Below are 24,080 nucleotides of genomic sequence, written 5' to 3'. Positions count from 1 at the left end.
CAATCCCGCAAAGGAAATGCGACATGTTTTAGAATGTTGAGCCGTCACTGAAGGATTCCGCCCGACTTCGTGGTCTCGACGCGTCCTCTCACAAAAGGCGATCCAGCGTAGCATCCGCGACCATCTTAAAACTCGCTACTGCTAATGTCGACAACCAACAGCTGGTCTGGCTCATCGTGGGCTTGGGGCTCTTTCCTGCGAAGCAGTATCGACAAATCTTCCGGCTTTTGGCCGCTCACTGGGTGCCCGTCCCCTCTTCGGCCACGATCACGATGGCACGCAAACGACTCTCCGCCAGCGTGTTGGAAAAAGCTCGGCGTGTCGGTCGTCAAGCTTTTAGCAAGCTCTCCAGACGAGCGTTCATTTGCCTACGACAAGGGCCTGCGGATGATGGGCATTGATGGCACGCTGCTGGACTGTCCCGATACCGATGCGAATCGAAAAGCCTTTGGCCGGCCGTCCAATCAAACCTCTAACGGTGCCTTTCCCAAAGCCCGCGTGGTCTCGTTGTGCGAACTGGCAACCCGAGTACTCTGGCGAAGCGTCATTGGCAGCTACCACCAAAACGAACAGAAGCTGACGCAGGCACTGCTGCAGCATCTGACGCCCAGCATGTTACTGCTGGCGGATCGACACTTTGGTGTCGCACCCATTATCTACCCGCTTCTAAAGCGGCGGATTGAGTTTCTAATTCGAGCGAAGAAATCCCAGCTTTTTGTAGTCGAAAAGCTGCCGCCGCGGGCAAATCGAATTAACCCCCGCAAGGTGTGGAAACGCAGTCAAGCTTGGCCCACCAAACGCGACTGCGACCGCAATCCGCCTCCGCCCAATGGCACCTTCGCCGACCAGGTGGAAATGTCGATTTAGCGGTATTGGCCTTACGGCCCACGGCTCACCGTTGCGAATTGCAATTGGATTAAATCAACAAGCCGCGAAGACTTTCGGTCACGTTGGGCGGACGTAAGAGAAGCAATTGAGAGCGGACGAAACTCTTGGCGAGTTTCGCTACCTCGAATTGGCTTTTTTACTGCGCCGCTTCGCCTTCTTTGACGCTTGCGAAGTCGCCTGCGATCGCCATCACCAACTTTTCGGGTTGGATGTAGTTTCGAATCGCTTCGTTGACCGATTCGAGCGTTGCTGCTTGAATCTGAGCCTCGTGCTCGGCTTCATACGCCATCGTTCGTTCATTGAACAACGTGCTGAGCAGATCCGATGCAAGCGACGAATCGTCCGCGCGGCTCACTCGGTTTCGCTGCAGGTAGGCCTCTTTGGCCTTGGCGAGTTCATCCGAGGTGATGCCGTCTTTGCGAATCCGGTCGATCTCTTCGCGAATCACGCGAATCAACTTTTCGCGATTGGCGGGATTGGTGATCGCATAGAGCGTAAAGTCGACGCGATTGTCTTTGGCTCGCGCGATCACACTGCTCCGCACACCGTAGGACAAACCTTCCTGTTGACGCACGCGATCCGCTAATCGGCTGCTGAGGCTGCCGCCGCCGAGGATGAAGTTGCCCAACACAAGCGATGCGTACGACGGATCGGCGTCACTCAGTTCGTATTGCTCACTGGAGTAGAAAAACGCGTTCGCTTTGTCCGGCGTTTCAATCAATTCCAGCGAACCTTCGATGCCAGGATACGGGTTGCGATCCACGCGAACATACGGCTCGTCGACTTTCCAATCCGCAAGTTCGCTTGAGAGCATCGATTTGAGCTGTTCGGCATCAAAGTCACCCACCGCGGCGACTTCGCCTGCGTGGTTGCCGATGAAATTTGCATGCAGTTCTTGAATCTGCTCGGCAGTCACATTCTTGTACATCTCGATTTGTTCATCGATCGATTGCACGTACAGCACATGATCGGGATCGTAGGGTGACAATCGTTTTCGTACCGAGAGTGGTGCGAGGGCTTGCGGCTCATTTTCGCTCTGCTGCAAACTGGTCACGACTTGACGGCGAATCACTTCGAGTTCGTCGGCGGACAGTCGTGGATCACGCAAAACGTCGCCCAGTAGCTCCACCACTTCGGGCAGAAATTCGCGTTTCGTTTTGACTTGAAGCTGCAGCAGACCGACGGTGCTGTTCATCGTCAATTCAGCACGCAGACGCGTCAATTCGTCTTGGAATGCTTGGTAATCAAGCTCTTTTGTGCCTTTGGACATCAACATCCCAAGCAGTTCGGCCGCACCGACCCGCCCCTTCAGCGTGTCGCCGGTTCCAAAGCGGAACGTCATGTTCAGCGTGACCGCTCCACCGCGAGTTTTCTTGGGCAGCAGGGCATAACGAATCCCGCCGACCAAATCGCCTCGCTCGGTGCGTTCTTCGATCGCCAGTGGCGACGTGTCGATCATTTCACCCGCGGCGATCGCTTCACGGCCTTCGTAATCTTTAAACAGCTCGGCCAAATTAGGCGACTCGGGGATCGAGACGCGTTGCGATTCTTCGCTTGGGATGAACAATCCGACGGTGCGGTTGTTGCGGACAAAGTAGCGCTCGGCAGCCTGCTGGACTTGCTCGACCGTCAAGTTTTCAATCCGGTCGCGGTACAACAGGTACAATCGCCAATCGCCTTGAGCGGCCCAATCGCTCAGCGCCACCGCGATTTTGTCGGTATCAGACGCAGCCAGTTCACGCTCTTTCAGAATCTGTTGTCTGGCGCGTTCAACTTCCTGCTCCGTGATGGGGTTTTCCGATAGCGATTTCTCGATGACATCCAACAGCGTTTGACGAGCTTGCTCGATTGAGTTCGCTTTGGGGATCTCGGCGATTGCCATGAACATGCCAGGTTCGGTCAACCCGTACGCCAACGTGAACACGTTGCTGGCGATCTCGGTTTCGACCATTTGTTTGTACAGACGGCCGCTCGGTTCGTCGCCCAATACGTACACCAGGGTTTTCATTGCCGCGTAGTCTTCGTGGCTGCCCGAGGGAATGTGGTACGCCGAACCGACGTATTGCACATCACCCACGCGTCGCAGCACGACCGTTCGTTCGCCATCCTGTGGCGGTTCGGTCGTGTAGGTTTGGTCGATCGGAGTGTCGGGCGACTTCAGAACCCCAAATGTTTCTTGGATCTGTTGCAGCGCAAATTCGGGATCGAACTTGCCCGCCACAATCAGCATCACGTTATCGGGGCGATAATACTTTTTGTAGAATTGGCGAAGCTTCACCACAGGCACTCGCTCGATGTCGCTGCGATTGCCGATCGTGGATTGACCGTAATTGTGCCAATCGTACGCAGCCGATTGCATTCGCTGCATCAACACGCGAATGGGCGAGTTTTCGCCGCGTTCAAATTCGTTGCGAACGACCGTCATTTCGCTCGCCAAGTCTTCGCCACGCACAAAACTGTTGAGCAGTCGGTCGGATTCAAGTTCCAATGCGAAGCGAAGATTTTCCTCGCTGGCGGGCAGTGTTTCGTAGTAATTTGTGCGGTCCAACCAAGTCGTGCCGTTGAAACGAGCCCCGCGATCGGTCAACGCCTTGGGGACTTCGGGAAAGGTTGGCGTTCCCTTGAACAGCATGTGTTCCAACAAGTGAGCCATCCCGGCTTCGCCATAACCTTCGTGTCGCGATCCGACAAACAGCGTCATGTTGACCGTCACCACTTCCTTGCTGTCGTCGGGAAACAACAGAACGCGGACTCCGTTGTCGAGTACGTATTCGGAGATTCCTTCGAGTTCGATTACTTTTTTCGGCACAGGGCTGTGGCTTTCCGTCGAGTTGGTTTGAGATTCTTTTGAGTCGGAGGGAGTGTCGGCAAAGCTGGGAGACGCCGCCGCGAACGCCAGCAGCATCGTCATCACGCCAAGACTCGTCGTTAGGCTGCGACTCTTCATTAGGCTAAGACTCTTCATTAGGCTAAGACACAGTGAGCTTGTGCGGTGAACGCCAGCCAAGGGAAGGCTGATTGAGTGAGGACCGGTCAAGGGTGGTATCGCCGAGCGAGTCGTGGCCGTGTGAGAAACGGCCGCTTGAGAACCGCCGCTCAGGCAGGCTCGGATCGAATCAACGGGGTGTCTGAAATCCATCGCAACAATTGCTCCGTGGGGGCGTTTCCATGGGTTACCTAAGATTGCGGTTAATTGTAACGTTTGATTCGGATCGTTGATAATGGGCTATGGGAGCCTGCCGAACGCCCCCTCGAGCCCCCATCGGCTCGAGAGTGCTGTGCATTAATAAGGCTCCGGCCAATAAAAATACGGCCTGGCCAATCCGTAGGCCCCTTCATTCACAAGATTGTCCGCAGCAGAAAATCGGCGTCCCAAACGCTACCGCTACGAATCATTTGAGGATCATTGGATGCAAAATCACGTGCACAACTGGATCGATGTTGCGGCAGAAGAGGATTGTGTCGAAGGCCACGCAATCGAGGTGTTGGTCGAAGGCGAATTGATTGCGGTTTTTCACGACCAAGGCCAATGGTATGCCATGGACGGAATGTGCGCGCATCAGGGTGGTCCGATCGCGCAAGGCCACGTGGCCGATGGTTGCGTGACCTGCCCGTGGCACGGTTGGCAATATGAGTTGTCGACCGGAATTCAAACCATCAACCGTCAACCGCTTCAAAAAACGTATGCGGTGCGTGCGATTGATGGGCGAGTCGAAATCGACATGAATTCGTAGAACTCTCTGAACGCTGGAATCGCAAAACGCTCGTTTCAAGCCGCCTGTGTTGCAACGCACCGCTTCGCAGGTTCACCGGCGAACGTGTTCACCGGCTAACGTGGCGGTGCTGGTTCGGCAGACGGAAGTTGGTGGACCAGTTGTCGAAGAAAATACCGATGGGGGGGCAGCATGAGCGATAGGAAGGTCGACCGGATTGCACCGACGCGGCGACCTGCCGGCCGCAGTGATGGTACCCAATCGTGGCAGTCGCTGTTGTTCATGCATTGGCGAGTCCCGGTCGAAACGCTGTCGCGGGCGATTCCAGCCTCTTTGGAACTGGATACGTTCGACGGCACCGCCTACCTCGGAATTGTGCCGTTTCAAATGCGAGACGTCCGGCCTCGCTGGCTGCCAAGATCCATGGCGTTCAATTTCTTAGAGACGAATGTTCGCACCTATGTCGTCCACCGCGGGCGTCCGGGCGTCTTTTTTTTCTCGTTGGACGCCAGTTCACGATTAGCGGTCATGGCAGCCCGTTTGGGGTGGTCGCTGCCGTATTATTACGCCCGAATGCGTCATCACATCGATTCGGGTACGATTCGCTATGAAAGTTCTCGAGCGTCAGGGGTAAAGCATGAAGTGTCGTTTCGCTTTGGCAACGACGAGGCGGTTTCCCAGCCCGGGACGCTCGAGCATTTTCTATTTGAGCGATACTTATTGTTTGTCGAGCGTCGCGGCAAAGTCCATGTCGGGCAGGTCCATCACGATCCGTATCGCGTCCGCAGTGCTGAAATCGATTCCGTCCGCGATGACCTCGCTCGGGCGGCCAGAGTCGTGCTGCCTGAGGGGATGCCTGACCTTGCCCACTATTGTGACGGAGTGGACGTCGAGGTGTTCGGAATCCAGCCCGCTGCCAATTAATCACGCTCCAGCGCGGCACGAAACGGGGTGAGATCCCCGCCAAACCTCATTTTGAGACGTTTGGGCGATGGCGATCGATCGGAAACGCCGTCAAAGGTGGGGGGCGGGAAACGGGCGAGCTAGCAAATAAGAGCTGGCCAGGGCCCGAGACATCGGCGTTTGGGCCTTCCATCTAGGGGGTGACGCGTAAATTCCCAGTTCTATCGGGGAACTTTCGACGACGCAACTCGTCCAAAGCTGCACGCGATTATGTGGATTTTTCCGCCACCATGCTGATTCCGTCGGGGGGCTGGGGGAATCGTTCCCGCTTGGATGCCCTCATTTTCGCTACGACCTGTTTGCACAACCTGGATAGGAAAGTGACCAGCAATATGCCTCCAAGCATTTATTTGAAGGCAAATATCGCGCAACTATACTCGGCCAAAGGGTTTCGAGACTCGGCTGCGCGCAGCGGTGCGCGGCAGGCCGGGTTGCGGGGTTCCACTAATCGTTTTTTAACCATTTGCCTCGTCGAACGACCTATGTTTCGTCGGGGCCAGACTCAACTTACATCATCCTCCATCTCCCTAAAGCACAACGGAATTGGCTTTGGGGTTCGCCCGGAAGGTTCGGTCTATGACCTCGCGTAAGCGACATTTATCGTCATCGTCTTTGTCCGTTTCGAAATCAGAACTTCAGCGATCTGCTAAGAAGTCGAAGTCTTCGCATAAGAATTCGCGAAAGAAGGCTCGTCGTCAGCACATTCTGGAGACGCTCGAATCACGTCAATTGTTGGCTGGGCCACAGTTGATCGGCATTCAGCCCAACGATGGTGATTTGATCGTCGATGGTTCGGTTCGTGACAGCGCCCCGAGCGTTTTGACGTTCCGATTCGACCAAGATCAACAGATCGACGCCAATACGCTCGATGGCATCCGGATCACCCGTCCTGGCGAAGACGGCATCTTCCAAACGGCGGACGATCTACAGATCACGCCGGGTTTGGTCACGCTGGGCGATCCCAACGAAAACGAAGTCGTCGTCCGCTTTGCCGAATCGCTGCCGGATGATGACTATCGCGTCGAGGTCTTTGGGTATGACGATCCTGGGTTGGGGATCAGCGGGCTACGCAACATCGAGAACGAATTTCTCGTGCCTCGTACCGCGGGTCAGCGATCCGAAGTCATCAATTTCAGCTTGCGTCTCGGTGCTTTGATCGAGGCCGTGGTGCCGCAGCCGGTTGTTCGGCTCGCGGACGGTTCGCTGCAACAGAACCGCAACGAGATCGTCGTTTACTTCAATGAAGATCCGTTGTTTGTTGAAAACGACGACAATGGAAATCCAACAGAGCGATCGGCCGAGAACCCTCGCTTCTATCAGCTGTTGCTAACCGATGAAACAGCGCGAACGACCGACGATTTGTTGTTCCACCCCGATTCGGTCGAATACGACGCAACGACGCATACCGCCCGCTTGTTCTTTAGCGGCGATATCAACGATCTTCCCGGAGTACCGCTCGGCGGCGGCACGTTCCGTTTGCGAATCGGTTCGGCGGTCGACAATCGAGTGGATTTGATCATCCAGCCGACCGACGTGGCAGTGGCTCCAGTCGCGGTCAGAGATTTTGGCGTTCAGGGGCTTCGCGTCAGCTTTGTATCCAAGTCGATCGGTGAAGCGGCCTCAGGTCGCAACGTGCGATTCGAAGATGTCGGAGCCGCCGGGCTATCGGTCCGCGCGGAAACCGACGGTACGGTCGTGTTCAATTTCGGCGGCGACTCGCCAACGTTGACGGATCTGCGAACCGTGGTATTAAGCGAGCCAACAGTCAACTCGCTGATCGAAGTCAAATGGACGCTCAATGGCAACGCGAATCAAGGCGGCAGCACTTTGGTGCCACGCAGTCTGATCGGGGCTCCTGCACTCGTGCTGAGCGCTGTTGGCGACACGCTCGGTACCTCGCTTGACATCGGTGTGTTTGGTCGTGACGAGCAATTGACCAGCTTGATTTTCGAAGAATCGATCGATGCGCAACCGTTCTTGATCGAACTGCCAGGCGGCAATGATGATCCAGGCCATCGCGAGTTGGACGAGGTCGCTGGTGCGCTGCTGCAACACATCAACGATAACTTCGGTCCCGATACTCAGAACGGGATCACCGAAATCGCGTACAACTTTAGCCCGATCTTTGACACCAGCCCGACGGGCGTCCCGTTCCAAAACCAAATCACCGAGCGGCAAAAGACTCGCATCCGCGAAGCGCTTGGGTTGTGGGCGAGCGAGATCGGGGTACAGTTCCGCGAAACTGCCGACAGTGGGATCACGTTTGCGTTGGGCGACGTTTCGAATTTGCAGGCCGGTGCGTTGCCTGATACCTCGGTCGTGTCGCAAAGCGTGCTCAATGCGCGGGTTCGCATCGATCCTACCTTTACCGAATCCGCCTTGGTGTTTAGCAACCAGGTGACGTTCAACACCGCCTACGGCGAAGACTTCCTTCGCAAAGCGACCGCCGGGATTGGTTTGATCTTGGGGCTCGAACAGACGCCGGACTTGCCATCACAAACGTTGATGAGTCTGAACAGCACCTATTTGAACAACTCGATCAATTCACGCCCGGATGAAGAACCGGTGTTCCCGGGCAACTTCGACGTGCTGCATGGCCAATACGTACATCGTCCCGACAGCATCGATGTCGACCTGTATCGATTCCAAGTCGACTTGGATGACGTGGACCGCCTCGGCCAATTGACAGTCGAGACCTTCGCCGAGCGTTTGCCGGATTCAAGTTTGTTGGATACCACGCTGACGCTGTACCAAGAAGTCAAGGCATCGGCCATGACGGATTTTGGTGTGGGTGGTGATTTGCAAGTTCGATTTGATTCGTTGCTCGAAGGCCGTTTGGGCAACAATCTGCGAATTGACTTCATTCAAACTGATCGTGCCGCCGGCGATACCGTCGTTCGCGTCACTCAGCCGACCGATTCGACCGGCCAACCGATTGCCAATGCGATTTTGGTGGATCTGCCACGCCGTGGCGCCAATGTTTCCAGCGTGCCGGTGCAATCGATCGTTGATGCTGTGAATGCCAGCCCCTTCGCCAGTTCGATCGTGCGAGCTACGCGAGTGGCCGGAGCGGCAACAACCGATGTCAGCGGCAGTGCACTGAATTTCTCGCCGATCTTGTTGAGCGGTGGCGGGATCGTGCAATTGGGCCGAAACGACGACTACTTTAGCGAAGATTCTCGTTTGACCGCGTCGCTTGGCGAAGGCACCTACTACGTCGGTGTCGCAGCGAGTGGAAACGACAACTACGACCCGACGATCGCGGGCAGCGGGTACGGCGGATTGACCCAAGGCAAGTACGAATTGCATGTGAAATTCGAGCCGCAGGTCGATGAAACCGACGTGATTCGCGATTTGGACAGCGACCGTGTCGGGGTGCCTGGCACGATCCTTGATGGCGACGGCGATGGACAACCCGGCGGCGCTCATAACTTCTGGTTCCAAACGCGTCCGCTGAATCGAACCCTAACCTTTACCGACAACGGTGACGCAATCACCATCGGTCAAACGATCAAGGTCACCGGTGCGGCCGGAGTGGTTCGTACGTTTGAATTTGTGCCGATCGGTAGCACTGCGAAACCAGGAAACGTGGCTGTGCTGTACAGTCCCGGCAGCCCCAATTTCCCGACCCCATCGGGCACGTTAGCGACGACGCTGCAAACGGCGATCAACAGCCGCCAAAACGAAACCGGTGTGACCGCGACGATCAGCGGCAACAGCGTCATTTTGATGGGCGAACGCGAAATCGAACTGTCGACCAATACGCGGGCGTTGGAAGCATCCGGCCGCAATATCTTTGTCGACAAGACGGCAGGACCAAACGCCGACGGTAGCTTGGATCATCCGTTTAATAACATCAGCAACTCCAACGTGGCGAACGCCTTCGATGCTGCGTTGCCCAATGACATCGTGCGGATCGTTGGTAACGGTGGTGTTGATAAGAATATGGCGACCGAAGCCGACAACTTTAGCTACAAGATCGGTATTCCGGACGTCGGAGGTGGATTCCTCGAAGACGGCCGCGTGATGGAAGTGCCCAAAGAGGTCACGACCATGATCGACGCGGGAGCCGTGTTCAAGGTGCGTGGATCATGGATCGGCGTGGGCAGTAGCACGGTTCAAGTCGATCGCAGCAATGGTGTCCTGCAAGTCTTGGGGACGCCTCGTTTGGTTGATCTGAGCGATCCGAGCACCACGACGTTGTTGGGCAACGATGACGCCGATCGCCCAGGCTACGATGACGGTAGCGTCATCTTTACGAGTTTCCGCGATCGCAACGTCGACGCGTCGGCGGTCGGTAACAGCCCCGCAGTATCGCCTGGGAACTGGGGTGGTTTGATCTTCCGCCGAGACATTGACCAAGCCGAAGGGCGTCAAAATCTCGAAGATCAAGGCATCTTCCTGAACCAAGTCAATCATGCTGAGATCCGCTACGGCGGCAGCAGCAACGTGTTGATCGATTCGGTTCAGCAATTGGTCAATCCGATCCAGATCGTCAATCTGCGGCCAACGATCTCGTTCAGTGAGATCACCAGCAGTGCGGACGCGGCGATCAGTGCGTCGCCCGATAGTTTCGAGGAAACCAGTTACCAATCGCCTCGTTTCCAACAAGCCGGCGCCTACACCGCCGACTATGACCGTGTCGGTCCCGATATTCACAACAACCAACTGTTTGAAAACAGTATCAATGGATTGTTCGTTCGTGTTGGCACGACATCGATCGATCCGCCACGGGCTTTGACCGTGGCTGGGCGTTTTGATGATACCAGCGTGGTTCACTTCGTTGCCGAAAACATCGTCGTGGCCGCCAATCCCGGTGGTTCGATCGAAGATGGTTTCGCTCCGTCAACTTCGTTGATTTCCGCGCAAGCACTACGCGGTGGAACGTTCACACCCGGAACGTATTTGTACAAGATGACGTTCGTCGATAGCGATGGATTCGAATCGCTCGCCAGCACGGATCAGTTCTCGTTCACCGTCAGCAGTTCCAACACCTCGATTGAATTGACCGGGTTGCCGCAGGTTCAAACCGGGTCGGGATATGTTTCACGTCGTCTGTACCGCGCTGTCAACGTGGGTGGAACTCCGGTCTACAAGTTGGTGGCGGATTTAGATGCGTCGTCGATTTCCTACATTGACAATGGCTCGTCAACCGACGGAGTGCTGGACCTTAGTTTGCAAGGCATTCGTGGGCGGCTCGATGCATCGTTGGTGATCGATCCAGGCACGGTCGTGAAGATTCGCGGCGCACGATTCGAACTGGGCTACGGAACCCAATTGTTGGCCGAAGGTACCGAGAGCAATCCCGTTGTCTTTACCAGCGTGTTTGACGATCGTTTTGGTGCTGGCGGAACGTTTGATACCAACAACGATGGACAAGGCAACGGCGGTGGAACGTCGCCGAATTACGGCGATTGGTCGGGGATCTACGCAGGACCAACGTCGAATGTCAGCTTTGATCACGCTACCGTGGCGTACGCGGGCGGCATCAGTTTGCTCGAAGGTGGGCAGGCACGCGGCTTCAACGCGTTGGAATTGCAACAGGCCGATGGACGGATCACCAATTCCCGATTCGAATTTAACGAAGATGGGCAGGACGGTGCGGGGCCGGCGGGCCGATTTGGTCGTTTGATCAATACGCCGTCGACCATCTTTGTGCGTGGTTCTCAACCGATCATCGTGGGCACGACGTTCACCGATAACCGCGGTTCGATCATTGACATCGACAGCGAATCGATGACCGGCGAACGTTTGATCGATGCCGGCCGACAAACCGGAAACAGCGATCGGCTCAGCGAGTTGGACGACAACTACGGTCCGATGATTCGATTTAACCGTTACGAAGACACGGTTACCGAAGGCAATTCGACACTACGCCAATTGTCAGGATTGGAAATTCGTGGCGGTACGCTGACCACCGAAAGCGTGTGGGACGACACCGACATCGTGCATATGTTGTTCGACGGATTGACGGTTGAAAATTTCCACAGCTCCGGCGGTTTGCGATTGTTGAGCCGAGTGGATGAAAGCTTGGTTGTGAAATTGACCGGGGCGGGCACTGCCAACAGTGCAACGCTGGGGACCGGCATCACCGCAACCGGTTCGATCGGTGACATCCAAGACCGCATTGGCGGTGCGATTCACATCATCGGCCAACCTGGTCGACCCGTCGTTTTGACTAGCCTTCAAGACGATACCGTCGGTGCTGGATTGAAGCCGGATGGGTCACAGTTCACCGATACCAACGGCGATGGCATCCAATCACGCCCTGAGTCCAACGATTGGCGAAGCGTTTTCTTGGATCAATACAGCAACGACCGCAACGTTGACGTGATCACCGAGTTTGAATTGCCGACCGAAGTGGCGCCGGGGCTCAACGGAGCGATTGAAAACGCTCAGCTGCTCGGCGAACTGGCTCCGAATCTGTTCTCGGGTGACGAAAACCTACGACACGGATTCGAGGTCGAAGGTTATCTCAGCAGCGAAACCGATGTCGATACCTATACCTTCACCGGAACGCCGGGAACCGAGATCTGGGTCGACATTGATCGCACCACTTACACGCTCGATTCGGTCATCGAATTGCTTGACGAAAATGGTCAAGTCTTGGCGCGTAGCGATAACTCGTTCGAGGAAACCTCGGGCGATGCGTCGGTGGTCGTATTGGATCCGAGTTTGCTCAGCAGTACCACGTCGCTGCAAGCGGCGGCCGAAGAGTACACCGAGCGTGGTGCGGGTGGATTGTATGAGGACTTTGGTTCGACCAACCCACGTGACGCCGGCATCCACTTTACGTTGCCTGGCAATTCGGCCAATCCTTCGGCGCGAAGCGTGTTCTTCTTCCGCGTTCGCAGTGCGTCGGTCAATCCTGACGACCTTCAAGGGGGTTTGACCTACGGTGGCTATCGTTTCCAAGTGCGTTTGACCGAGGAACAAGAGTTCCCGGGCAGCGTGATTCGCTATACCGATATTCGCTATGCCAATCACGGCATTCATACGCGCGGATTACCGAGTTCGTCACCGTTGGTCGGTGAAGCGGGCGAAAACGAAGGTCTCGGTTTCTTCAACGCCAGCAACGACCGTATCGACACTTCGCCAGGTTTGTTCAGCGACAACACGCCGCTCGGACAACGTCCACAGAACATCGGCAACTTGGTCGGCAACAAGAACGGCGTGATCAGTGTCGCGGGTTCGCTAAGCAGCACTTTTGATGTCGACTTCTACCAATTCGACGTCGACTACAGCGTGGGTGACGGATCGTTGCTGCGTTCGACTGTGTTTGATATCGACTATGCCGATGGATTCAATCGTCCCAACACAACCGTCAGCGTCTTTTACGATCCCGATGGCGAACAAGGCATTCAATTGCCACGTTTGGTGCTGTTCGGTGAAGACGCCAATATTCTGGACGATTTGACAAGTCCTAACGGCGAGAACTCGTCGCTCGAAAAACTGCTGCGTGGTTCGATCGGAAACGGAGATGCCTTTATCGGTCCGGTTTCGTTGCCCGAGGGAACGTATTACGTCGCGGTCACCGCCGATGGAACGGTGCCGTTTGAATTGACCAACAACGACTTGGTGCGTCGCGAACCGATTAACTCGGTGCATCGAATTGTCGAAGATCGTATCAATCCCGCGACGCCAAGCACCGCGACCCAGGCCGATCTGATCAAACTGTTCTCGGATGCAACGATCGCCGCCGGTGGTTTTGTCGAAGAGATCGAAACCAACCCCGGGCATGGTAAACCAACCCACTTTGATGGTTCCAACGGCGTCACGTCGACGGGAGCTCCGCGGATTCCAGAATTTACGGTTGCCGGTGGCGATGCGCCCAACAATGTCGGCGGGGGCAACGCAGCGAATCTCGACGCACTTGATTTCTCGTTGATCGATGACTCGGAAATTGGCGGACGCTTTATCGGTAGCCAATTCTCGGGCGGCGTCTCGGAAAACACTTCGGTGTACATTCCTCACGTTTCGATCGCCGGGAATCTGCAATCCGATTTGGCGGATTTCTACCAATTCACGCTCAATGACGATGGTCATCGCGTGATCATCGATTTGGACAACGGCTACAATCCGTTCCAAGGAGTCAACGACACGGATCCGCTGACGCCAACGTACAATTTTGATCCCACCAGCGTGGATACCGACTTTGTCCTTTTGCGACTCGATCCGGCCAACCCAGGCCAGTTGCAGTTCGTTCCTGGGACAGGCCGTATCACCACGTCCAGCGCCGACGATGGTCGATTAGGAAGTGCGCCGGGCGACAATGGTGGCGCCAGTTTGGACCCGTTCATTGACATGACGCTCAACGCGGGCACTTACTTCATTGGCGTATTGCCGTCGAACACGACGTTCGCGTTTAACCAGAATGGTGGAACGACGCTCACGAACGACGCGATTAGCAATAACGCACAAACCTATACGCTGCACGTTTCGATCGAAGACCATGTGTTGCCGCTCGGAACCGGCGTCAATACGGCGCTGCATTACGACCGTTTGACGAACTCAACTCCGGGCACGATCACCAGTGAACCGTTTAGTTTGGCGGGTTACGTTGCTGCGGACTTGCCGACGTTCTACTACAACTACAAATTTGATCCTTCCTCGGGCGACTCCGTTTCGCTACGAATTTTCAGTGCTGAAAATCCGGTGGGGGTGACCACGAATGCGACTCCGAATTCGGACGCCGAGTGGTATCAAAATCGGCTTTCGCTTGAACAGTTCGCAGGCCACACGGACATCCAGTTCGAATTCACTTACACGCCAAACGGCGGCGGCACGGTGATTGGCACTGGCGAAGGTTTGTTCTTGGACGATTTTATCGTCGGCTTTGCCGAGCGTGGTGAAACTATCTTCAACGCTCGCAGCGGCGAAGATCGATTTACAGGATTCGGTTCGGGTGAATCGGGCGAATACCAATTAGAGATGCGTCCGGGAACTCAGTACGCCACGCCGACCGCGGCGGGCACCGTGCTGAATCTTGATTTCGATACCAACGATCGTCACAGCGAAACGATCACGATCGTCGCTCCGGCGGGCGACCAGATCGTCGATGGGGACACCTTCATCATCAGCGATGGCAGTGTCAGCCAGACGTTTGAATTCACGACGACCGCGGGAACCGTCCGCTTTGGCAACACCCCGGTGCTGTTCTCGGCCAGCGATGACCCGAGCGACGTTGCCCAGTCGATTCGCACCGCCATTCGCACGCAGACGCGGATCAGTGTCGAGGCTTCTTCGGCTGCCGGACAAGACACTAACGGGATGACCGATGGCCGTTTGGCATTGGTCGGCGCTCGCGGGGGTTCGTTCGTCGGCGTCGCCAACGTCAACCAAGTACCACCTGCGGGAACCCGTTTGGACTTGGATGCCAATGGCAATTTGGAATTGCCGGTGATTTTCAACCAAGGTCTCGGCGACTTCAATTACGAACGACGTCAATCTCAACTGGTGATTCAGAACAACAAGATCAGCGACGTCCATGCGATCGGAATTTGGAGCGAGCCTGGATTGCGTGATACCGATCCAGAAGATGTTCGTCAGGATCCACGTTTTGGAAACTTCAATCCGTTCAACCCGTCGACGATCACCCAGCCGCATCCGTTCATGCAGCAGCCACCGGTTGGCAATCCGCAGCCCGGAGTTGCACGAAATCTACCGACGCTCAATGACGAAGTGATTGGTGGTTTGATGCCGGGCGTTGTCGTTCGCAACAACACGATCGACCAAGCCGGTTACACCGGGATCAAAGTCGAAGGGGAAACGCGTCCTTGGATGATTGAAATTGGCGACGGTGATGACGTTGCCGATGGCGTGACCATGGCGATTGACTCGGGTGGAACGCGTGTCGTGTTCGAATTCGAAGACATCGGTGGTACCCCGACGACTGCCAGCGGTTCGGGCGTCCAAGGTGGTGACGGCGTGGCCGATGGACACGTGCCGATTTATTATCGTCGAACGCACGCATCGAACTTGACCTACAACGGTCGGGCCGGTGCCAATGCCTACACGTCCATCGAAATGGCGATGGCGATCATGCAGTCGATTCAAGGCAGCATCTTGGTCACCAACGATGCTGCGGAATTGGTCACACCGTATGTCGGTCCATCCTTGTTGACCGATGACGAATTTGCCAACGCGAACGCTCGTGTGCCGATGGACTTCACCACGGCTGCGGTCTATCTAACCGGCGTCAGCAATATCTATATCTCGACACGAGTCGCGGAAACGCCACGTGTTGCAAATATCACCACGACGTTGGCGCCTGTGGCGGAACCGCTGCAGCCGTTTTCACGGATCGTCAATAACACGATCTACGGTGCCGACGGTACCGAAGGCTTGTTCCCTGAATCGGCTGATCGCGAAGGCGATGACACGATCGCCACCGCGATTGATACCAAGATCGGTCGCAGCCATGTCGGCGCCTATGTCGACACCGGAACGATCGGCGACAACAGTGGGCCGATTGGTGCGGCCGGCGATGTCGATTTCTACCGAGTCGAAATGGAAGTCGGCGATCGTTTGATTGTCGATATCGATACCAGCAATGCGCTTGATACCGTGTTGCAAATCTTTGACGCGGGCGGAGTCGCTCAGACCTTGGCGAATGGTTTGACCGTGATGGATAACGCCACGGCACCGAGCTATTTGAATCCTGGTTCAACGGTGGCCAATCCGACCAACGATGTGGTCAACAACCGCGACCCGTTTGTTGACTTCACCGCCTTGTCGACCGGAACGTACTACATCGCGGTCAGCAGCAAGGGCAACGAGTCGTTTGATCCTGCTGATTTGTCCGGCCGACAACTGGGGACCGGTGGCACCGGCGACTACACGATCTCGATCGAGAACTACACGGCGCGTGGGTTCGTGATGAGCATCAACAATGGTGCCATCAACGATGGTGGCGGGGTCCGAGGTGCTGATTTGGTTGGAACCACGTTCACCGTGACCCAAATTCCGGACGTGCCCAATGCTGCGACCAATCAAGTCACGTTCACCTTCTCTAATACTGGCGGCGTCGGCAATGTTGTGGTGGCGGACGGCGATCATATGCCCGATATCATCACGGCGATCCGCACGGCGATTAACAACCATCCGTTGTTGGTCAACCACACCCAAGGCAATGGTCCAGGCGGAATTAGCGGTCCGATCCAGCACGCTTCGGCATTGGCGCTGGGCGGCAGCGACGGCGACAACGGTGGCATCGAGAACTTGACGCTGCGTTATCCTGGGCCGCTATTGCTCGACACGCTCGGATCCAGTTCGGGATTGGCCCCGGTATTGAACGAAAAGGGATCCTCGCTTTGGAACAGTAACGATCTGGATGAATTGCCCGAACGCAATCAATTGCCTGGAAATCGCATGCTTCATGCGTTGGCCGGTAACACGACCGATTTCCAATCGGGCTATGGTCACAACCGTTTGTCGACACCTGGGAACGGGACGACCGAGTTGTACGTGGCCATCAACAATGTTGCCAAGATCGAACTCAGTGCCGAGGCACAAAACGCCGGCTTGACGCTTGATCCGGTAGCCGGACGGGATACCGATCAAGTGCTAAACGAAACCGGGGTGATGATCGCGGGCGGTTCAAGTCCTGCGATTTTGAACAACGTGTTCGTCAATCTGCACGAAAGCGTCGTGATCGAGGAAACCAACGCGCTTGGGTTTGGACAAAACATCAATTCGCATCCTAAACCGATGACTCAGGACACGGTCGTGGTCGGTTCGGTGTTCCAATTCGATCAACCGAACCAAACGGCATTCAACAGTCAGATGTCGTTTATCGCGAATTCGACTGGAATCACGACGGGCAACAACGAGCCGAGCAACCTAAATGGTGGCACGGACGACTTTAACGTGACGCTGGGTAATTTTGATCCATCGCTCGAATACGCGGCCGGAAATAACTTCCTGCCGATCGGAGACTCGCTGCTGGTCGATTCGTCGGTCAATTCGTTGACCGATCGGGATACGTTCAAAGCACTCAAAGCCTCGGTGGGCATCCCCGAGAGCAACGTGCTGGCACCGATTCGTGATGTCAACGGAATCTTGCGAGCGGACAACCCGTTCTTCCAGCCGCCGGGTACCGTTGGCGAATCGATCTTCCGTGATCGTGGCTCCAACGAACTTGCCGACTTTGTGGGCCCCGTCGCGATTGCCGAGATCCCACGCGATAACGATGCCGAAGGCATTGATTCGGATCCCGCGGTTAGCTTCATCAATTTGACCGGGGGCACTTACAAAGAATTCCGAATCCAATTGCGTGACAACGGCGATGCTTCGGATCCGTTTCCTGGTATCGGAATCGATGACAACACCGTCGTGGTGCCCGAGATCGAAGGGCTTCGCCCCAGCGGTGCGAATGTGACGCTATTCGAAGATGATCGTTTGCTCGAAGAAGGCATCGATTACATCTTCAGCTATGACGTGACGAAGAACCTGATCACGTTGACGCCATTGGCAGGAATTTGGCAGGACGATCGTTCGTACCGCATTGCACTGAATAATCGCGACCGTACTGTGTTGTCGGCGCCGGAGGGACGAAGTCTCGCCGACGGTGATCAGATCACCATCACCGACGCTAACGGTGGTGACATCGTTTTCGAATTCGAAACGGGTTATCAGCTGCAGTTGCCTGAAACGATCTCGCTGATCGTGCCTCAAGTGGGCACCAATTTTGGTGGGCTCAGCGATGGGGATATCTTCCAGATCGATGACGGTGTCAATCCGGTCGTCGTCTTTGAACTTGATAGCGATGGAGCTCAGTTGCCAAGCAGCGTTGTGGTTCCATTGCCATCGGAACGACCACCAACCGATCCGGCCGCACTGCGTACGTTCCTAAACGGAATCGCGCTGAACATTCAAGCCGCGATCGATGCCGAAGTGGCCGCCGGTCGTTTGAATGTCGAAACCAAGGTGGATTCACTTAGCGATCCCAACGGCGATCCGTTCCGCGTCGTGATTGGAGCCGAACCCGGCACCACCGCGACCACTAGCGGAAGTGGGTTGCTGCAAGATGCACGAACGCTTGCGTTGCGTGTCCCTGAGGTTGGTTCCGCATTCGGCGGTGTCGTCGATGGTGACACCTTTGTGGTCAATGACGGCACGCAGGCGATCACGTTTGAGTTCGAAATCAGCGGTGGCCTTGTCGACCCAGCGAACACGGCGGTCGCGATTGCCAGCGATTTGACGGCGAACCAAGTGGCCGTGGCGATCCAGCAAGCGATTTTGGCTTCGTCCTTGCGATTAAACGCTCGCGTCGATGCGGACTCGGTCTACTTGAACCTGCCGGTGGACGGTTCGGCGAATGTTCCCTTTGGTCAATTGACGCTAGTGGGACTCAGTCGCACGCCAACCGATGGCGACTTGATCACGTTCTCGCCCAACAATGGTGCTGACCCGATCAGCATCGAGATCAATCGTACCGACGAGCCCAGCGCGGTACTCGGCACCACGATTGACGATGGCGTGACGGTGCCAAATATCCCAGTAAACATCACCCGTTTGACAACGGCGAGTGAGTTGGCTGAAAAGATTGTCGCCGCGATCCAGTCGACCAAGGTCAACGGGGTTGACCGCATTGTTGGGCTCGACACCGATCAAGTGACCGTGATCGACGGCAGCCAAGTTTCGATCGGCGGCGAGCAAGGTCTCGGCGTCGGTGTGACCGGCACCTCGCTTGAAGTCGTGGGCAGCCCGGATGTTACCGGTGCGTCGACGATCGAGGTGTTTGGACCGCTGTTGTTGAATCTGCCGCTTGTCGGCGGTGGTGGTTTCCAAGACGGCAGCGTGCTGATCTTGCGAGACAACCTCGGCAACGATGTGGTCTTTGAGTTCAACCTGATCAACACTCAGCAAAGCGTTGCCAACGCGATTCCAGTCACGTTCAACACCTTTGATACGGTCGACATCTTGGCCGATACGTTGGTGACGGCGATCAATGGTTCGACCGCCGGTATCACGGCACAGAACCTGTTGAACGGCCGCATCTCGCTAGGACGTATCGCTGCGGATCGAGTCGATCTCGATGGGATTCCTGCTGATCCAACCATTCCTGGCTCGGGATCGCCTGGGGTTTCGCAGATCGCGATTCGTCGCGGCATCGTCAGCGACGGCGAAGTGCTTACGCTGCGACAAGGCACCGTGTCCGTGTCGTTCGAATTTGAATCGGTCAACAATGGGGGGGGCGTTGTTCCTGGAAACGTCGCGATTCCATTCCAACCGACCAGCACGATTGGGGACATTGCGGTTTCCTTGGCTGCGGCGATCAATAACAACCGCGGTTCGCTGCGAGTCTCGGCGACTGCCGATTTGGACTTGCAAGGCGAACCGACCGGAACAGTATCGCTTGACGATTTGCCGGGAACCGTCGTCGATGCTTCGCAAGCACCGACGTTGAATGTGATCGGGGTGCCGGGCGGAGCGATTGCGATTCCGATCGAGCCCAACTTCACCGCTGAACAGATTAAGACGGCGTTGTTGCAATCGATCAACGGTGTGAATCAACCGGGACAACCGGCGTTGACGAACCTGGTGGCCGAAGACCGCGGCGGAGGAACCTTCTTTGTCGAAAACGGACAAATCTTCCAAGGACCGATTTCAACCTTCTTCTTGCCTGGCATCAAGGATCAAGTCGGCAATCCGCTGGAACCGAACCGTGACGATCAAAGCACTCAGTTCACCATTTTGATGCCCACCGTGGGACTCGATTTCGGTGACGCTCCGGATCCGGTCAGCGGCATTGCGGGACGTTATCCCACGACGCTTGCCAACGATGGTCCTCGCCACGTCGTGGGCGACGAGATCATGCTTGGAACCAAGGTCGACGTCGATGTCAATGGAATGCCCGGCGCTGCCGCCCGTGGTGACAACGATACGATTTCGGCTTCGACCACCGGCAGCTTGTTTGCTGTGAACATCGTCGATGGCCGTGTCGAAGTCACGGTAAACGCCAGCGTCGATGCATCGACACGTGATGGCGATACCATCACGATCGACACCGGCGTGGACATTGTCACGCTTGAATTCGATATCAACGGTCGCTTTAACGAGGACCATTTCGCGATTCGTGCGACGACGAATACGCCCGAGGCGATTGCCGCAGCGATCGTGGCTGCCATCGAAGAAAGTCCGCTGCGTCCGGCCGCCGTGTCTAGCGAAGGAGCGGTCGTCACGGTTGATGGGAATGACGAAGATGGTGTCGATTTTGTCAGCGATCTGAATCCCAACGGAATTCTCAATCGCAGTGTCGGTGTGACTCGCGTTGACGCAAATGGTGATCTGATCCTTGACGACAACGGCAACGTTGCGATCTTCATGCCGATCAAGGTCACGGGAACCGGAGTGTTGGATGCCTGGATCGATTTCGCCGCCGATGGCGATTTCACCGACGTGGGCGACCAAATCATTACTGGCGCGATCCTCAATGGCGAAGAACAAACGTTCTACGTTCCATTCCCGTCTAATGCACCTAATCCGGTCACGGCAACGGACACCTATGCTCGGTTCCGCGTGTCGCGTAACGGTGGGTTGCAACCGACCGGTTTGGCACTGAGCGGTGAAGTCGAAGATTATCGATTGCGTTTGTTGCCTGGATCGGCTCCGGCCGTTGGCAACCAACAAGCCAATCGCACTTACACGGTCGAAGAAAATCGTCCGCTTCAAGTTCTCGATAGCACCGGATCGTTGACCCCGTCCAACTCGGGTGATGACGGCATCTTGGTAGGCGTCGTCGACGCGGACAACGATGACGTGGCCATCTATGCTCCGGACGTACGCCAAGAAACGCTGTTCGTCAGCGGTGTCGAAGCGGGGGAATTGGATCTGCGTAGCGATGGAACGTTCACGTTTGTGCCGGCACAAGATTTCAACGGGCAGGTCACGTTTAGCGCTCGGGTGACCGACGTGAAACCACTGAATCCGGCAAGTGAATTGCTCAGTGCACGGCCGATTTTGGTGACGATCAATGTCACGCCAGTGAACAATCCACCGGTGCTGATTGCCCCCAACCCAGGCACGTCGGTGCGGATCGACGAGGACACGGTGACAACGTTTACCAAGGCCCAATTGATCGATCCGTTCTACAGCCCCGGCCCGGCGAACGAAGCGAACCAGCCATTGATCTTCCAATCGGTTGGTAGTGTGCGTGGCCCATTCTTGTCGTCGCTCGGCGGGATCATTGCGATCTCCAGCGACCAACAAAGTTTGATCTACACACCGCCGGTTGATTACAACGGATCCCAAGCCGATACGTTCACGTACGTGGTCGCGGATGTTCCCGGTACGGGACAGACGCCCGAAAACGCTGCGGTTCCTGGGGTGGTCACGATCAACTTCAACTCGGTGAACGATGCACCTCGATTGGTCAACGACACCTACACCGCACAGGAAGATCAAGCATTGATCATTCCACTGCGAACGACCGACAACCGAGGCATTTTGGATAATGACGCTGCGGGGCCGGCTGACGAAGTCAATCCGCCGCAAAGTCAAACGATCAGCTTGGTGACGTCCAACTTCCCGCAGCGGACTTTCCGAGGCGGCAATGTGGTGCTCGAAAATGGAAATCTTCGTTACACGCCGCCAAGCCAATTCAGCGGTGTTGACCAGTTCAACTATTCCGTTGTCGATAGTGAAGGAGCGTCGTCTTCGGCACTGGTGATCATCAACGTCGGCGGTCAAAACGATGCACCTCAGTTCATCGGCATCAATGGAAATGCCAATGAGACCTCGTTGACGTTTGACGAGAGCAAAGACGACGCGAGAACGGTGCAGTTCGATTTGTCGACCTGGTTTAGCGATCCCGAAAACGACGAGATCAGCTATACCGTGACGTCATCCAATTCGTCGATCGTCGCCGCACGCGTCTTGGCGGATACGTTGATCTTGGATCTGCCGCCCTATGCGTTTGGCAATGCGACGCTCAGCATTACCGCGGTCGACACCAGTGGTGCGACCGTCGTCACCCAAATTCCGGTGACGGTCAACGATACGCCGGATCCGCCGACTTTGGTGGGTACGTTCAATCCGCTAAGCGGTGTCGAAGACCAATTGGTGACCGCGAATTTGTCGACGGTGTTTGCTGATCCCGATGGCGAGCCGCTGAACTATTCGGTTGCTCGGATTGGAAACATCACAAACCCAACCACGGCACAAATTGCACAGCACCCGTTGGTCCAATCGGTCAGTTTCGTCAACGGCGAAATGCAAATCCAATTGAAACCGAACCAATCGGGCAGCGTGGAGCTTGAAGTTGCCGCGACCGATGGCAGTTTCCGGATCAGTGACGCGTTCACCTTGACCGTCACCGCGACCCCGGACGCTCCGGTCGCCCGCAACGATGGCTACAACGTTCCGGTTGGAACTCAGTTGCAGGTGCTTAACCCTGCGGAAGGTTTGCTGGGTAATGATGTTGATGCGGACGGCGATACGTTGTCGATCGATCTCAATTCGGTAACGCCGACGAGTGCTGATTTCAACCTGAACGCCGATGGAACGTTTACCTTCAAGGCGAGCACAGGCAATGTCGGTGATACGATCACGTTCTCGTACAACGTGGTCGATTCGACTGGGTTGGTTAGCAACACCGCAACCGTCACCTTCACGTTGAACAAATCGCGTTACCAAAACCCGATTGCTTCGTTGGTGACGGACGTGAATGCCGACGGGGCCATCTCGGCGCTGGATGCGTTGCGAATCATCAACCTGTTGAACCAGCGATTGACCGGTTCTGCGTCGTCCTTGCCAGTCGAGGCGATCGGCACCCCGCCGCCGGACTATGTCGACGTCAGCGGTGACGGTTTCGTCTCGGCGTTTGACGCACTGTTGGTGATCAACGCGTTGGAATTGCGAGGCGGTCAGCCGATCGGCCAAGGTGAAGCGGTTGCCGAAGGCGAATTTGCCGTGCAAACCGACGCCGTGACGACCGACGCCAACCTTGCCGCCTCGGTATCCTACGCTTCGCCATCGGCGGCCAACCTGCCGGTTCGCAACGCGGTTGCGGTCGCGGCCGAGGGGGAATCGGCGACATCGATGGTCGATCCACGCGATGCGATTTTGCAAGCCGGATTCGAAATTGGCCGCTCGGTAGTTGAAAACGTCGTCGATCAATTCGGAGACGTTGATTCGGACGCCGCGACTTCGGATTCTTCGAGTGTCGATTTGGCGATCGCATCGCTGCTAGAAGACTCCTTTATCGATGGAGATTTGCGGTGAGTCGTACTCCAAAATCCCAGGCTGGCGAATTCGCCAGCCGAGTTTCATCGCCATTGCCCCACGATTCGGTTAGAACGGTGGTAGCAGCCGGCAAATTCAATCAGGGCAAATTCACTCATGGCATCATCGAGAACGCAAATGCGATCTCGGGGTCGCCCATGGAATTAGCCTTGCGATCATCCCCATTCCGCTTTGACCGCCCTGCGGTCGCTGCGGTTGAGCCTTAGTAAACACGTCGTGATTCCGTTTAGCCGTCGAGACTTGACCCGCGATTGACATTGACCCCGGCTA

General features: G+C 56.0%; 7 protein-coding genes. 6 read left to right on the top strand and 1 reads right to left on the bottom strand.

Annotation, left to right across the window (positions count from 1 at the left end):
- Window positions 1-47: 47 nt before the first annotated feature.
- Together ABEA92_RS31355 and ABEA92_RS06855 are read left to right on the top strand one after the other, a co-directional pair.
- The gene (locus tag ABEA92_RS31355) at window positions 48-401 is read left to right on the top strand and encodes a transposase domain-containing protein (RefSeq protein ID WP_425572403.1); all 354 of its coding nucleotides are present in this window, start codon (window positions 48-50) and stop codon (window positions 399-401) included.
- Window positions 388-867 carry a transposase gene (locus tag ABEA92_RS06855; protein WP_345683062.1) on the top strand — a complete coding sequence of 160 codons (480 nt, stop codon included), beginning with the start codon at window positions 388-390 and terminating at the stop codon, window positions 865-867. The genes ABEA92_RS31355 and ABEA92_RS06855 overlap by 14 nt, the downstream gene beginning before the upstream one ends.
- A 157-nt stretch (window positions 868-1,024) precedes the next feature.
- On the opposite strand, the gene ABEA92_RS06850 is transcribed toward ABEA92_RS06855, so the two are convergent.
- A complete protein-coding gene (locus tag ABEA92_RS06850) occupies window positions 1,025-3,835 on the bottom strand; it encodes a M16 family metallopeptidase (RefSeq protein ID WP_345683061.1) in 2,811 nt (936 codons plus the stop codon).
- Window positions 3,836-4,298: 463 nt separating this feature from the next.
- Between ABEA92_RS06850 and ABEA92_RS06845 the strand changes: the two genes are divergently transcribed.
- The 4 genes from ABEA92_RS06845 (at window position 4,299) to ABEA92_RS06830 (ending at window position 24,016) form a co-directional block, all read left to right on the top strand.
- Complete coding sequence (locus ABEA92_RS06845; RefSeq protein WP_345683060.1) at window positions 4,299-4,622, top strand: Rieske (2Fe-2S) protein; 324 nt, start codon at window positions 4,299-4,301, stop codon at window positions 4,620-4,622.
- Between the two features lie 171 nt (window positions 4,623-4,793).
- The gene (locus ABEA92_RS06840) at window positions 4,794-5,525 is read left to right on the top strand and encodes a YqjF family protein (RefSeq protein ID WP_345683059.1); all 732 of its coding nucleotides are present in this window, start codon (window positions 4,794-4,796) and stop codon (window positions 5,523-5,525) included.
- A 768-nt stretch (window positions 5,526-6,293) separates the two neighbouring features.
- Entirely contained in the window at window positions 6,294-23,789 is a 17,496-nt protein-coding gene (locus ABEA92_RS06835; RefSeq protein WP_345683058.1) for a tandem-95 repeat protein, read from the top strand.
- Window positions 23,786-24,016, top strand: a complete 231-nt coding sequence (locus tag ABEA92_RS06830; protein WP_345683057.1) for a hypothetical protein — start codon at window positions 23,786-23,788, stop codon at window positions 24,014-24,016. Before ABEA92_RS06835 ends, ABEA92_RS06830 begins: the two co-directional genes overlap by 4 nt.
- The last annotated feature ends 64 nt before the right edge of the window (window positions 24,017-24,080 follow it).

This window comes from Novipirellula caenicola (genome assembly GCF_039545035.1).
Classification (GTDB): Bacteria; Planctomycetota; Planctomycetia; order Pirellulales; family Pirellulaceae; genus Novipirellula; species Novipirellula caenicola.
Note: the sequence above shows the minus strand (reverse complement) of the source record. Positions and strands in the feature narration are given on the sequence as shown.

Excerpts from the sequence above, each read along its gene's own strand:
- ABEA92_RS06840 (WP_345683059.1), top strand. The coding sequence starts at position 4,794 with ATGAGCGATAGGAAGGTCGACCGGATTGCACCGACGCGGCGACCTGCC.
- ABEA92_RS06850 (WP_345683061.1), bottom strand. The coding sequence starts at position 3,835 with ATGAAGAGTCGCAGCCTAACGACGAGTCTTGGCGTGATGACGATGCTG.
- ABEA92_RS06845 (WP_345683060.1), top strand. The coding sequence starts at position 4,299 with ATGCAAAATCACGTGCACAACTGGATCGATGTTGCGGCAGAAGAGGAT.
- ABEA92_RS06855 (WP_345683062.1), top strand. The coding sequence starts at position 388 with ATGATGGGCATTGATGGCACGCTGCTGGACTGTCCCGATACCGATGCG.